The organism is Streptomyces tubercidicus (genome assembly GCF_027497495.1).
GTDB lineage: Bacteria > Actinomycetota > Actinomycetes > Streptomycetales > Streptomycetaceae > Streptomyces > Streptomyces tubercidicus.
The window spans coordinates 661,188-674,528 of sequence record NZ_CP114205.1; the positions used below are offsets into that span (position 1 = coordinate 661,188).

Annotated in this window: 13 protein-coding genes; 6 read left to right on the top strand and 7 right to left on the bottom strand. The window is 70.6% G+C overall.

Annotation, left to right across the window (positions count from 1 at the left end):
* Positions 1–22 precede the first annotated feature (22 nt).
* On the bottom strand, positions 23–637 hold the full coding sequence (locus STRTU_RS02980) for a GOLPH3/VPS74 family protein (RefSeq protein ID WP_159742098.1): 615 nt from the start codon (positions 635–637) through the stop codon (positions 23–25).
* A 226-nt stretch (positions 638–863) separates the two neighbouring features.
* Between STRTU_RS02980 and STRTU_RS02985 the strand changes: the two genes are divergently transcribed.
* Positions 864–1,724: a DUF4190 domain-containing protein gene (locus tag STRTU_RS02985; RefSeq protein WP_159742099.1), complete on the top strand. Its 861-nt coding sequence runs from the start codon at positions 864–866 to the stop codon at positions 1,722–1,724.
* A gap of 47 nt (positions 1,725–1,771) precedes the next feature.
* Here the strand turns inward: STRTU_RS02985 and STRTU_RS02990 are convergent, their stop codons facing one another.
* Positions 1,772–2,725, bottom strand: coding sequence for an NAD(P)-dependent alcohol dehydrogenase (locus tag STRTU_RS02990; RefSeq protein WP_159742100.1), 954 nt, complete (start codon positions 2,723–2,725; stop codon positions 1,772–1,774).
* Positions 2,726–2,880: 155 nt separating this feature from the next.
* Here STRTU_RS02990 and STRTU_RS02995 point away from each other — a divergent pair, with 155 nt between their 5' ends.
* From STRTU_RS02995 to STRTU_RS03010, 4 genes are all read left to right on the top strand, one after another.
* Positions 2,881–3,498, top strand: a complete 618-nt coding sequence (locus STRTU_RS02995; RefSeq protein WP_159742101.1) for a TetR/AcrR family transcriptional regulator — start codon at positions 2,881–2,883, stop codon at positions 3,496–3,498.
* Between the two features lie 203 nt (positions 3,499–3,701).
* Positions 3,702–5,510 (top strand): HSP90 family protein, encoded by a 1,809-nt coding sequence (locus STRTU_RS03000; RefSeq protein ID WP_159742102.1) that lies wholly within the window; start codon positions 3,702–3,704, stop codon positions 5,508–5,510.
* The gene (locus tag STRTU_RS03005; protein ID WP_246240081.1) at positions 5,507–8,335 is read left to right on the top strand and encodes a tetratricopeptide repeat protein; all 2,829 of its coding nucleotides are present in this window, start codon (positions 5,507–5,509) and stop codon (positions 8,333–8,335) included. The genes STRTU_RS03000 and STRTU_RS03005 overlap by 4 nt, the downstream gene beginning before the upstream one ends.
* Positions 8,335–8,508 carry a hypothetical protein gene (locus STRTU_RS03010; protein WP_246240082.1) on the top strand — a complete coding sequence of 58 codons (174 nt, stop codon included), beginning with the start codon at positions 8,335–8,337 and terminating at the stop codon, positions 8,506–8,508. Before STRTU_RS03005 ends, STRTU_RS03010 begins: the two co-directional genes overlap by 1 nt.
* Before the next feature lie 44 nt (positions 8,509–8,552).
* Here STRTU_RS03010 and STRTU_RS03015 read toward each other — a convergent pair whose 3' ends face one another.
* Positions 8,553–9,521: a helix-turn-helix transcriptional regulator gene (locus tag STRTU_RS03015; RefSeq protein WP_159742103.1), complete on the bottom strand. Its 969-nt coding sequence runs from the start codon at positions 9,519–9,521 to the stop codon at positions 8,553–8,555.
* Positions 9,522–9,584: 63 nt separating this feature from the next.
* On the opposite strand from STRTU_RS03015, the gene STRTU_RS03020 reads away from it, so the two are divergent.
* Positions 9,585–9,971 (top strand): VOC family protein, encoded by a 387-nt coding sequence (locus STRTU_RS03020; RefSeq protein ID WP_159742104.1) that lies wholly within the window; start codon positions 9,585–9,587, stop codon positions 9,969–9,971.
* A 162-nt stretch (positions 9,972–10,133) separates the two neighbouring features.
* On the opposite strand, the gene STRTU_RS03025 is transcribed toward STRTU_RS03020, so the two are convergent.
* The 4 genes from STRTU_RS03025 to STRTU_RS03040 form a co-directional block, all read right to left on the bottom strand.
* Positions 10,134–10,703, bottom strand: a complete 570-nt coding sequence (locus STRTU_RS03025; protein WP_246240083.1) for a hypothetical protein — start codon at positions 10,701–10,703, stop codon at positions 10,134–10,136.
* Between the two features lie 372 nt (positions 10,704–11,075).
* The gene (locus STRTU_RS03030; protein ID WP_159742105.1) at positions 11,076–11,684 is read right to left on the bottom strand and encodes a hypothetical protein; all 609 of its coding nucleotides are present in this window, start codon (positions 11,682–11,684) and stop codon (positions 11,076–11,078) included.
* Between the two features lie 200 nt (positions 11,685–11,884).
* Positions 11,885–12,874 carry an ATP-grasp domain-containing protein gene (locus tag STRTU_RS03035; RefSeq protein WP_159742106.1) on the bottom strand — a complete coding sequence of 330 codons (990 nt, stop codon included), beginning with the start codon at positions 12,872–12,874 and terminating at the stop codon, positions 11,885–11,887.
* Positions 12,871–13,122, bottom strand: a complete 252-nt coding sequence (locus STRTU_RS03040) for a hypothetical protein (RefSeq protein ID WP_159742107.1) — start codon at positions 13,120–13,122, stop codon at positions 12,871–12,873. Before STRTU_RS03040 ends, STRTU_RS03035 begins: the two co-directional genes overlap by 4 nt.
* Between the last annotated feature and the right edge of the window lie 219 nt (positions 13,123–13,341).

A 13,341-nucleotide genomic window follows, 5' to 3' on the forward strand; every position in this document is an offset into this window, starting at 1 on the left:
GCGGCACCGCGCACCGCGGCGGTCAGCTGCCGCCGGGGCCGCGCCAGACGTTGTCAAAGGCGGCCTTCTCGATGGCGCGGCGCTGACGTTCGCCCTCCAGTTCCCTGACGGCGTCGTGGACGGCGTCGAGCACGGTGGACACCGCGTCGTCGGCCACGTCCTGCTCGTCGCCGGTGCCCGTGCCGTTGATCCCGGCGGCCGCCGCGAGGGCGGTGAGGACGGCCTCCCGTGAGGTCCAGCGGTCCATCGCCTGGCGGCGGGCGGGCGAATCGGCCAGCGCCGTCTGTCCGGCCCCGAAGGGGTGCCAGCGGCGGTGTTCCCGAGTGATCTGCCCGTCGTCCTCAAGGGCACTCAGATAGGTCGCCGCCAGGCCGTGACCCCGGCGCCACAGCCAGTCGTCGACCGACTCGTACGGCGACTGCTGGATCAGCGACGAGGCGGCCTGGTCCAAGAGGCGGTCCGGGAGCGTCGGCCGGTAACCCGGCACGATCCGGTCGTCGTCCAGCCGGACGGCCTGAGCGCCGAGGAGATCGATCAGTTCGGCTCCGGCGAGCGCCAGCGACAGGTCGCCCCGTTCCAGAGGGCGACTGGTCTCCGTATCCATGGCGACGATCAGCAGGTCCCGCGGTGTGGTCATGGAGGGCTCCATGTCAGGGGATCGGCAGTACCGGTCTGCGGTCTCCGGTCCCATGGTCGCGCGTCCGGCGGCTGCCTGCATGTCCCGGGAGCCACGGGCCGTACCGGAATCTGAGCGGCTCCGGCGCCACGGTGCTCCACGGCCTGTCCGGACCTGTCCGAAATCCCATGATGAATGACCAAAGCGACTGCTAATGTCCTCAGTTCATCTACATAGAGGACCGTGCATGACCGTGCCCACGCCGCCCGACGGCCAGCAGCCCGTTGACCGGACACCGGACGACCACAACCCGTGGAGACCGCCGCCGCCCGGAACACCCCCTGCGCCCTGGGCGACGTATCCGACCGCGCCCATACCGGCGCCGCAGTCCCGCAACGGCATGGGCATCACCGCCCTGGTGCTCGGCATCGTCGGCGTCGTCCTCGGCCTGCTCATCATCCTGTTCTGGCTGTCCTGGCTGCCGGCCCTGCTCGCCATGATCTTCGGCTTCGTCGGGCTGAGCCAGGCGCGCAACGGCCGGGCGACGAACAAGGGGATGGCGCTGGCCGGGGTGATCCTGGGCGGGGCAGGTCTGCTGGCCGCGGCCGGGGGCGCGGTGCTCACCATCACCGCGGTGAAAACGGTCGCCGACGGCGCCCGCGCCAAGGTCAAGGAGGTGAAGTCCTCCGCATCGGCGGCGGAAAAGGCCCGTCATCTCTCCTTCGGCGAGTCCTACACCTTCGAGAACGGGCTGAAGGTCACGGTCGCCGAGCCGAAGCCGTACACCCCGGACGATTTCGTCCTCGGGCACGCCAAGGGCAACAAGGCCGTCCAGGTAACGGTCAAGGTGGTCAACACCGGCACCGCCCGGGTCGAAGTGGAGACCGGACTGCCCGAAGTCAGTGACGCCGAGGGGGCGTCGGCGGAGCTGCTGATCGACGGCAGCGGACGGCAGAAGGTCATCACCGGCTACGTCCTCCCCGGCAAGGAAGCCGTCGGCAAGTACGCCTTCTCCCTGCCGCCCGACGCCGCCGACAGGATCGAGGTGGAGTTCAGCCCCGACGCCATGCGGTGGAAGGACGCCTACTGGAGCGGCCCCACCCACTGATACGGCGTGCGCGGGCATGGGGTGAACGCCCGTTGCAGAGCCGTCCGTTACTCCCCGGACACCGCCACCACCTGCTTGCCGACCGCCCCGCCGCGCTCGAACGCCCGGTGCGCCGAGGCGATGTCCGCCAGCGGATACACGCTGTCGACGACGGGCCGCAGTCCGCCGGAGGTCACATAGGCGGCCAGATCTCCCAGCAGTGCGGTGTCGGGGTTGGCGCTCAAGGTGCGGATGCGGCGGCCGCCGTGCACGCTCGATGCGGCGATCGCGGCCACGGAGGACACCGACAGCGCGATGGTGGCCATCCCGCCTTCGCGGCTCAACCGGCTTCGGTAGGCGTTCAGTTGTGAGCCGACCGTGTCCAGGATGACATCGAACGGGCCGAGCTGATCCGGGGTGGTGGCGCGGTAGTCGAAGACCTCGTCCGCTCCCAGGTCGCGCAGCGCCCCGGCGTGACTGTCACGGCACAGCGCGGTGACGTGCCCGCCCATGGCGTGGGCGAGTTGTACGGCGGCGGTGCCGACTCCTCCGGCGGCGCCGCGCACCAGGAGGCGTTCACCCCTCCTGAGGTGCAGGGTGTCGCGCAGTGCGGTCAGCGCGGTGGTTCCCGCGACGACCAGGGAGGCGGTCTCCGCCGGCGAGAGGTGTGCCGGTGCGGGCCCGAGGCGGTCCGCGGTGACCACGACGTATTCGGCGGCGCCGCTGACGGTGCGCCGCTTGAGCGGCTGCACCGTGCCCCAGACCCGGTCGCCGACCCGGTATTGCTGCACGCCGGTGCCGGTCGCGGAGACGACGCCGGCGAAGTCCAGTCCCACACCGAACGGGAACCGGAACCCGGTCACGACCCGCAGCCCTCCCCCGCGCACGATCGTGTCGAGCCCGTTCACGCTGGACGCCTCGACGGATACCAGGACTTCCCCCGCGCCGGGGGCGGGGCGGTCGACTTCGTTGATGTGCAGCACCTCGGGTGCGCCGTAGCCGGTGATCTGAGCGGCCTTCATGTCACGTTCCTATCGGAGGGGGAATCGACACCCACCATGAATCATCCAGTGCGTGTGATTTCTTCCTATCACACGCGACGTATGATTCATCGCGCACGAGTCCGGGCGGTGGCTCAAATCACACGATGCGTATGATTCACGGGTAGGATGGGTGTATGCAGCAACAGCCTCTCCACCGCCGCACGCCGACACCGGGCAATCCGCGCGTCCAGCGCACCCGCAGCCGCGTCCTGACCGTCGCCCGTGAACTGCTGCCCCAGGTCGGGCCGACCGGGCTGACGTACGCGCTGCTGGCCGAGCGCGCCGATGTCACCCGCCAGACCCTCTACCGCCACTGGCCCAACCGGGCCGCGCTGCTCTTCGACCTGATCCTGGAGGGCCCCGACCTCGGCAACTACCCCGAGCCGGGCAGCGACGTACGCACCGTGGCCACCGACTGGCTGAAGAGCCTGCGCGACGGCATCAGCCAACCGGCCATCCGCACCGCGGTGCTGGCCGTCACCGCCCAGGCCGACCACGACCCGGACAGCGCCCAAGCCCTGGCACGCATCGGCCAGGACCGCCGCGCCGCCCTGAACACCCTGCTGGAGCCCTCGGGCGTGCAGATCGACGCCGCCGAATACACCCTGCTCTACGGGCCGGTCCTGGCCCGGCTCTTCCTCGACCGCAGCGAGGTCACCGACGAGTTCATCGACACCACCGTCACCCAGTGGCTCACCACGCTCGACAGCGTGCGGCGGGCGGGCGCCCGACGAGGCGGGCCGACCCGCTGACCGGCGCGGCTCCGCGGGCGCGCGAGACAGGTCCTGGGCACCGGCGGAGCCCTCCCGTACCGCTCGGCGCTCCCGTGCCGACCGAGCGGAAACCCATGGTCAGCTCGCTGCCGCGGCTCCTATGATGGCCAGCCCTGACCACCGGCGGCCACGGCCGCACGATCCGCGCCGCAGGCAGTGAATGTCCGCCGACGCACCCCTACATGACTGCTGATCACATACCGCACACCTTCCAGGTCGACCTCCGAGGTCTGGTGGATCTCCTCTCCCACCACCTCTACTCCAGCCCCCGGGTGTACCTGCGCGAACTGCTGCAGAACGCCGTGGACGCGATCACCGCACGCCGCGCCGAGGAGCCCGACAGCCCCGCCCGAGTGCGCCTGCACGCAGACGGCGAGGGCCTGCGCGTCACGGACACCGGGATCGGTCTGACCGAGGCCGATGTGCACAACCTGCTGGCCACCATCGGCCGCAGCTCCAAGCGCGACGGCCTGGAGTCGGCCCGTGCCGGTTTCCTCGGCCAGTTCGGCATCGGCCTGCTGGCGTGTTTCGTCGTCGCGGAGGAGATCCGCGTCGTCAGCCGCTCGGCGCGCGACGCCGCCGCCCCACCCGTCGAGTGGACCGCCCGCGACGACGGCTCGTACACCGTGCGTACGCTGCCCGAGGACGCGCACCCCGAGCCCGGCACCACCGTCCGCCTCACCGCCCGGCCGGGCACCGGCGAATGGCTCGCCAAGGGTCAAGTACTCAGTCTGGCAAAGGAGTTCGGCTCGCTCCTGCCCTATGACGTACGGGTCGGCGAGGAGCCGGTCACCGATCGCCCAGCCGTCTGGGAACGCCGCTATCCGAACCCCGCCGCACGCCGGGTCGCCCTCGCCGGCCACTGCCACCAGCAGTTCGGCTTCACCCCGCTCGACTCCATCGACCTCGATGTGCCGGTCGCGGGCGTACGCGGGGTCGCCTACGTCCTGCCCGCCGCCGTCAGCCCCGCCCAGCGCGCCGGGCACCGGGTCCACCTCAAGGGCATGCTGCTGACCGAGCGGGCCGAAGACCTGCTGCCCGACTGGGCGTTCTTCGTCCGCTGTGTCATCGACACCGACAGCCTGCGCCCCACCGCCTCCCGCGAGAGCCTGTACGCCGACGAGACCCTCGCCGCGGTCCGGGAGGCCCTCGGCGCGCGTATCAAGGACTGGTTCACCGGACTCGCCGCCGGAGAGCCCGAGCGGCTGGCCCAGTTCCTGTCCGTGCACCACCTGGGCGTGAAGTCGCTGGCCCGGCACGACCGGGACGTGCTGGCCACCATGCTGCCGTGGCTGCCGTTCGAAACCACGGACGGGCAGCTGTCGTTGGCGGAGTTCGCCCGCCGGCACTCCGTCGTGCACTTCACCCGGACCGTCGAGGAGTACCGTCAGGTCGCCGCGATCGCCGCCGCCCAGGGCATCGGCGTCATCAACGGCGGCTACACCTACGACGCCGAGCTCGTCGAGCTGCTGCCGTCGGTACGGCCCGGCACCGAGGTCGCCGAACTCGACGCCGACACCGTCGCCGCGCACCTCGACCCGGTCGACCCCGCCGAGGAACTGGCCCTGTCCGGATTCCTCGCCGCCGCCCGGAGCAAGCTCGACCCGCTCGGCTGCGATGTGGTGCTGCGCACCTTCCATCCGGTGTCCGTGCCCGCCCTCCACCTGGACGACCGCTCGGCCAGGCAGGAACGGGCCCGCGCCGAGGAAGAGGCGCAGGCCGACGAGTTGTGGGCCGGCATCCTCGGCAGCCTGCGTGGCAGCGCACCGCGCGCCCGGCTCGTCCTCAACCACCACAACCCGCTGGTCCGCAGGATCGCCCGGATCGACACCCCGGAACTCGCCGGGACGGCCGCCGAGGCGCTGTACGGCCAGGCCCTGCTGATGGCCCCGCGCCCGCTGCGGCCCGCCGACTCGGCGCTGCTCAACCGTGCGTTCCTGGACCTGCTGCGCTGGGCCACGCACTCGGACGGCCAGGAGGAAAGCCGATGACACACGAGAACACCACGCCGCACTCCGTCGAATCGATCCGCCGCGCCCTCCGGGAGAACGATTCCGCGCCCTACGGACCGGCCCGCAACGCCCGCGCCGAGGAACTCGTCGCCCTCGCCGAGACCACCGGCGACCGGCAGCTGCTGCTCGCAGCGCTGCTGGAACTGATCGACTCGTACCAGTTCACCTCGGAGAGCGGCAAGACACTGGTGCCGTTCGCACGACTGCTGCGCCTGTGGGACGAGCGTCCGGCGGACTTCACCGAGTCGGCCCTGCACCAGCTCCACTGGCAGTTCAAATGGATCATCTACAGCCTCATCGGTAACCCCGATGTCCCGCTGGACGCCGTCCGCCGCTGGCTGCCGGACATGGAGCGGCACTACCGCATCGCCGGGCATTCCCTGCGCCCGGTCCGCGCGGCCGAGTTCTACCTCGCCCAGCACGTCGGGGACGACGCCCTGGCCGACCGGCTGCTCACGGAGTGGACCGCCGCCGACCGCGACGCGATGAGCGACTGCCTGGCCTGCGAACTCAACGAGCAGGGCGAATGGCAGGCGGAGCGCGGAGACGACGAGCGTGCCATCGCCACCTGGTCACCCGTACTGGACGGGGAAAAGTCCTGCGCGGAGCAGCCTCATCTCATCCTCGCCCTGTCCCTGGTGCCGCTGCTGCGCCTCGGCCGGCTCGACGAGGCCCGCCGCCACCATCTGCGGGGCTACCGCACGGCCCGGGGCAACGGCAGCCTCGTACCCGCCCTTGCCCGCCATATCGAATTCTGCGCGCTGACCGGTAACGAGGCCCGTGGCCTGGAGATCCTCGCCGAGCACGCGGCGTATCTGGACAGCGGCGAGGAGCCGCTCTCCCAGCTGGAGATCCTGAGCGCGGCCGCCCTGCTGCTGCGCCGCCTGGTGGAACTCGGCCATGCCGACCGCCCCGTTCCCCTCCCGGGCGGCGCCACGGTCACCACGGAGCAGCTCCTGGCCCGTACCCGGGAAGCGGCCCACGACCTGGCCCGCCGCTTCGACGCGCGCAACGGCACGGACCGGGTCAGCACACGGGTGTCCGCGCGGATGAGCGGTACGCCGTTCACCGACCGGCTCCCCCTCGGAGTGCGCGGCGCCCGGCTCGCCGACGGTTCCCCGGCCCGTCCGCGGCCCGTGCCGCAGTCCGCGCCGGTGGCGGAGGTCGCCCCGGTGGCGGCGGAGGCCGACTCCGACGACCTCGCCACCCTGCTGGCCGAGGCCCGGCGCCTCGCCCTGGCCCAGCACCCGGACGCCCGTGCCGCGTGGCGGACGGTCGCCGGAACCGCGGACCGGACCGGCGCCGAACTGGACCCGTCCGCCCGCGCCGAGGCGACCTACCACGCCGCCCTCGACGCGCTCGACGACCCGGAGGCGGCCATCGCGCTGTTCCGCCGGGCCGCCGAGCAGTTCGAGGCCGCCGGTGAGCCCGGTGAGGGCGCGGCCGGCCGGGCCGGTGCCGCCTACACCCTGGCGGCCTCCGGTCGTACGGAAGAGGGCCTGGCTGAACTCGACGCGATCTGCGGCCAGTTGGTCACTTTGCATGCCGACGGGAGGGCCACCGCCCGGCAACTGACCGGCGCGCTCCTGTCTTCCGCCCGCGTCCGCCTGGGCACCCTCCAGACGGCACCGGACCCCACCGACGCCGAGGAAGCCCTCACCGACGAACTCCGCGCCCTGCTCGCCCTCGCCGAGGAACACCGCACCGAGGGCTCTCGGATGCTCTCCCGTACCGCCGATATCTCCTGCGTGCTGGGCGGTCTGCTCGCCGGGGGCGGCGACGCGCCGCAGGCCGCGGAGCTGTTCGCCCGCGCGGTGGAGCTGTACCACGAGGCCGCCGTCCCGTGGTTCGCCGCGGAGGCCGAGGCCCGGCTGGCCGAACTCTCCCTCTCACTGCGCCAACCGCAACAGGCCGAGCAGGCCGCCCGTGCCGCCCTCGACCACGGCGCCGGACTCTTCGAACCGCTCGGCTGCGCTCATCTCCACCTCATCCGCGCCGAGGCCCTGGCCGCCACCGGCCAGGACGACAACGAGGTGGCCGAGCACGCACTCGAAGCCACCCACTGGGCCGACGAGGCGGATGGCGGCGCAGCGCTCGGCGCCTGGGCGCAGCTCGTTCTCGGCGGCGCGCTGCTCCGACTCCGGCGCTTCGACGAGGCCGCCTCCGTCCTGGAAAGCGCGCTGCCGGACCTCCAGGAGCACCACCACGAAGGCCAGGTCGTACAGGCCCGCTGGTGGCTCGGCGAATGCCTGGTCGCGCTCGGCGACCACCGGCAGGCCGGCGAACACTTCCTGCTCGCGGCCGATATCGCCAAGGGCTGGGACGCACAGCGCGACCACGCCGTCCTCGCCCACCTCGCCGGTGACGCCCTCAACGGCGCCGGTCTGAACGAACAGGCCGCCGCTGCCTACACCCGCGCCGAGGAACTCTGGGGCACGCTCGACCGCCCCCAGAACGCGGCCCGCGCCATCCGCGCCCGCGCCTGGCTCACCCTGCGTACCCCCGGAAGCGGCCTGCCGACCGCCCTCGACGTCATGACCACCGCCGAACGCCTCCTCACCGAGGCCGCCGCCGAGGCAACAGACGACGAAAGCCGCACCGCACTCCGAACCGACCTCGCCGGCACCCACCGCCAAACCGCCGAACTCCTCATCCGCGGCTGCGAATCCGAGCCCGACGACGATGACGACGACGGCACGGCCGAGCGCACCTACGAACAAGCCCTCACCTACGCGGAAAAGCCATCACCCTCTTCGCCTCCCTCGGCGACCCGGCCCGCCACGACCACACCGGCGCCCAACTGATGGCCGCATGGCTGGAGTCCGACCTCGGCCGCGGCTCCGCCGCCGGCATCCGCGCCCGCGCCGTCCTGGACGAATACGGCAGCGAGGGCGAGGACGAGAACGACACCGAGCCTGACAACATCCCGGCCCGCCGCAGGGCCGAGGCACGGGCGTTGCTCGACTACCTGGACTAAGGACTGGTGGCTGTCTCTCCAATCAGGAGGGTTCCAGCCCAACATCACTCCCCGGACTGACCGTTCGCGTTGTCCTCCAGGAGTTCCTGGGTGCGGCGTAGCAGGGCTTGCCGTACAGCCTCCGGTGACACGACCCTCAGGGGTGTGGCCAGGCTGAGGAGGTATGTGGCGAGCCCGTCCGCGTCGGGACCACCGATATCGACGATCGTGGCGTCGGGGCCTTCGGGACGGTGGGCACCGACTGTCGACGGAATCAGCCTCAGGGCTTGGTCCATGGGCATCGGGAGGCGGATCGTCGTACGGAGCGGGTAGGGGCCGGTCGAGACGGAGCGGGAGACGAGCAGCGCCGGGTCGGGCGGGTCGATGAGCTCCACCGGGTGCCCGGTGGGCTGAAGTCGCTCGACTCGGTCGGCCCGGAAGGTCCGCCATTCCTCCTGCGCCACGTCCCGGGCGACGAAGTACCACCGGCGTCCCGTGTGGACGAGGCGGTACGGGTCGACGTCTCGGGCCGTGGCCTTTCCTTCCCAGTCGCGGTACGACAGGCGGGCACGTTCGCCCCGGCGGCATGCGGCGGCCAGTTCCAGCAGTATGCCGGGCGTGATCTGTGGCTCGTCGGGTCTGGGGGTATGCACGAAGGCAGCGTCCATCTCGCCCAGCCGGTCCGCGATCCGCTGCGGCAGTACCTGTCGTAGTTTCAGCAGTGCCGACAGTGCGGCCTGGTCGCCGCCGAGAGCGCCACTCAGCGCCGCCTCGCGCAACCCGATCGCGACGGCGAGCGCTTCTTCGTCATCGAGGATCAGCGGCGGCGTCCGGGCTCCGGCCCGGAGGCGGTAACCGCCCCATGGTCCGGGGTCGGACTCGATGGTGTAGCCGAGTTCCCGGAGTTTGGCGATGTCCCGCCGCACTGTGCGGTCGGTGACCGCCATCCGGTCGGCCAGCTCACCGCAGGTCCACGACGGCCGGGCGGCCAGCAAGGAGACCAACCGCAGCAGGCGGGCGGATGCGCTGATCACATTCTGAAGTGTTCCACATGACCCGGACCGAACCTGTCCTGGTCCCGTCGTAGCGTCCTCGCCATGAGCACGGAAAACACCTCCGCACCTACGTTTCGCTACTCGGCGGTCACCTTCGACTGCCCGGACCCCGCGGAACTGGCCCGTTTCTACAGCGAGATCCTCGGCCTACCCGTGATCCTCTCCACGGACCACTTCGTCCTGCTCGGCCAGGAGGGAGCGGCCGGACTGGGCTTCAACTACCTGGCCGACTACCGCCGTCCCACCTGGCCGGACTCGTCCCAAGAGAAGCAGGCCCACATCGAGCTGGGCGTAGATGACCTGGATGCTGCCCAAACCCACCTGCTGTCCCTTGGAGCCGCCAAGCCCGAGTTCCAGCCGGACCCCGACCGGTGGCGGGTCCTACTGGACCCGGCAGGCCACCCGTTCTGCATCTCCACCCTGGTCTGAGCGCGACCTGCAAACCGGTGACTGCGACCTCGCACGCGGGGAGCGCCGGCGGCATCGGATGCCTCCCATGGCCGGATTCGCAGCGTCAGCACGGCGTGGCAACTCTTGCTCGCGACCCACCACAGCGGCACGGGAGGTCGCCTCGGGATCCTGCGGCGGTGGTCATTCTTCCCCCAGCTGTGCCCAGGTGTGGGTGTCCAGGGTGTCGTGGGGGCCGATGCGGGAGAGTTCGGTGCCGTCGCGCCCGAGAGCCACGATGACGGGACGAGCTCTGCGGGCGGTGGCTGGGCACATCCAAGCCGCGATGAGCTTGCGCTGCCCGGGAGCGTCGATCCGGCGATCGCCGACGAGGAGGTGAGCGACATCCGGCCCGAGGTGGACTACGGCATAGCCGATCCATGGGGCCGTGGCCAGCGGGTCCGGCGCGTCCATCCGGCGGGTAAGGCTGACCGTGCCCCCCTCACCCCCGATCTCCAGCACATCGACGTCGAACTCCTCATCGGCAGGGTCGTCCACCGGGCTACTACCACCGCCGCCCACGTACTGCCACTGCTCGTCGTGCCACTCCAGAACCGCGGTGTGCTCACTCGCCCACGCGCACTTCGGCCGCCACAGGAACCAGACCGCCGCAACGCCCGCGGCAGCGTCGACATCGGCCGACACCACCGTCAGCACCCACCGCGGTATCCACCGCGGCTGCGCCTCCGCACCCGCCAGTACGCGCCGCACCACACCCGGAAGAAAGAGTCCCTCCGCCCAATGCCCAACAGAAAAGGCTATGTTCGATAACCGCATACACCTTCCGTACCCACCGTCGTCTCGTATAGCTACGGCAAACGGACATATGGCGGGGTGAATTCCGGACCACCCCAGCTAATCCGTGGGACTGGCAACAGCGGCCGTCCCGCCGATTTGCGCAGCAGCTGCGGCTCTTGAGGCTCGTGGATGTGCACGAGGAATGGTTCTGGCGCACTCTCCGCAGAGGGCTGACTTACCGTCATGTCAGGCGCTCGCGACTCTGGCCGGATGACGGCGGGGAGGGGCTGCGTTGAGCCACGACTGCGACTGCATCACGGTTACGGTCGATGCCGGCGGTAGATGCTTTCAGATGGGGAGTCCGATCAGTCCCCATCGGCGTCGTTGGGCTTCGCGGACCACTTCGGCCCAGCCGGACAGCAGCTCGGTGAACTCCTCGAAGTCCGCGATCCACCGCCCTGGGCATGCGGCGCGGCTCGCGTACGGTTCGCGCAGGTGCGGCAGGGCGGGGGCAGCCTCCCCCCAGCAACGGTTCAGGCCGGACACGGTCCGAGGGCCGCGGGCGATAAGCGGCCCTGGCCGCCACAGGCCATCGACGGAAGGGAAGATGCCGGCATCTACGTGCTCGGCGTCGGAGTCGACCTCAGGCCCGCACCAGATCAAAGCCATCAGGAACTCGTCCAGAGCCGCCCGCAACGGTGTCCCCGCGGCGCCGCGGACGTCCTCCCACGCCTGTGCGGCCCAAAAGTGCGGCTTGTACGACCCGAGGGTGCCCCCGAACTCGTACCGGCCCAGCCAGGCCCTGTCCGGCTCGACAGGCCACACCCAACCCGCGTCGACCTCATCACCTTCATCGTCCGCGTATGCCGACTCCTGCAGCACCTCAAGCCGGTCGTCCGGTGCGATCTTCATGAGGTGCACCCAGTCGACGACCAGGACCGTGATGTCCATGCCCATGCGCCGAGGCTAGCCGGAGAGACGATCGCGGTGCCCACGCCGCCGTTGTCGAGCACGGCGAGGGCTTGATCCCCCTACGGGACCCAACCCTTGTTGCCGGCGAGCCCTTCGTCCGAGGCGATGGTCAGCAGCGGGCTCATCGCGGCGCCAAAGGCGACGCGGAGAACGGCATGTCCACGCGGCTCAGCGCGCAAGAGAACTCAGCGGCGGCGTTCGCCGTTGACGGTCGCGGCCGTCGTGATCAGGTAGTCGGCGAAGTGCTCGGTCAGCGGTTCGCCGGTGAGCGGTTCCAGGAAGAGGAACTGCCCCTGGGGGTTGACCTCCAGCCAGACGGGTTCACCTCCCGGTGTGAGCTTGAGATCGATCACGCCCATGGGCAGCCCCAACCGGTCGAGCACCGTACGGACCAGCCGGGCCAGGTCCGGGGGGACCGGCCACCGCGTGATCGGGACGTTGAGGTCGGGGCGCCAGTCCAGTTCCTCCGTCTCGATGAGCGCCGCGAACATGCGCTCGCCGAAGCAGTTGAGCCGGATGTGGTGCCGGCCCGGAACGTACTCCTGATACGTCGCCGGGCACACCGCGAAGGACTCCGCGGGCAGCGCCTGCGGGTCCTCGATCCACCGCGTGTACAGGGACGGGCCCCGCGCGCCCACGACGGGCTTGACGATGACCCGCCCGACCTCGCGGGTGAAGTCCACCACCTCGTCACGTGATTGCGTGATCAGCGTCCGCGGCACACGGAAGCCGGCCTGCCGGGCCACCCACAGCTGGTAGACCTTGTCCGACGCCCGGTCGGTCGCCTCCGGCGGTGAGATCCACTCGCCGTGGAAGGAGGCAGCGAGAATGCCCCCCAGCGCTCCACGGCAGTCGTTGTTGACCAGGCTGACCTGCTGCGCGCCGAGTCCCGCGCCGTCCGACCCGGCGGCGGACATGGTGAGCTGCTGGTCCGCCCGCGCGCGGCGCCACCACAGCAGCTCCGCCTGCGCGGGGGGCACCGTCCGGCCCTCCGACGTCGGCACCGCCGCCGGGACGCCGGAGCCGTCCGGCGTCCCGGACAGGTGCCAGGTCAGGCCGGTTTTGCCGCTCACCGCGTCGCACTCCAGAATGTGGAACTCGTCGCCGCGGGCGCGCACCGCGTGCTGCACCGCGATGGCGTGAAGGTCGTCGTGGAAAGACAGGGCCAGGATCATGCCGCGTCGCACATGTCGGAGCAGCAGTGGGGCCCGCATCCCGTCTCACAGGCGTGGCCTTCCAGGCTCGCGGCGGAGATCTCCAGACCAGTGGTGGTCCGAAGGGCTTCCTCCCAGGCCTTCAGGTCCTGGGGCGTCTTCAGCTCTACGAAGCCGGTCGCCTGGGTGCTGAACACCACCGGTGGCGAGGTGCTGGTGAAGTCTTCCTGCTTCTGATCCAAGGGCTCGCCAAACTTGATGCCGTCCATGGTCACGGCCTCCCTTGATTTTCTCTCGCCCCCGAGTCTCGTTTTCTGGATTCCTTCTCCTTCCACTGAACCACCGCTGTAGCGGGGCCGCATGTGGACGACGGGCTCCTGGTATTCCTTTCAACTAACGCTTCAGGCCGGTGTATTCGTGGCGCGAGAGGCGGCGGTCGAAGGTTTTTCGGTCAACCATGAGCATGCATCGGTCCACCCGCTCCGGCA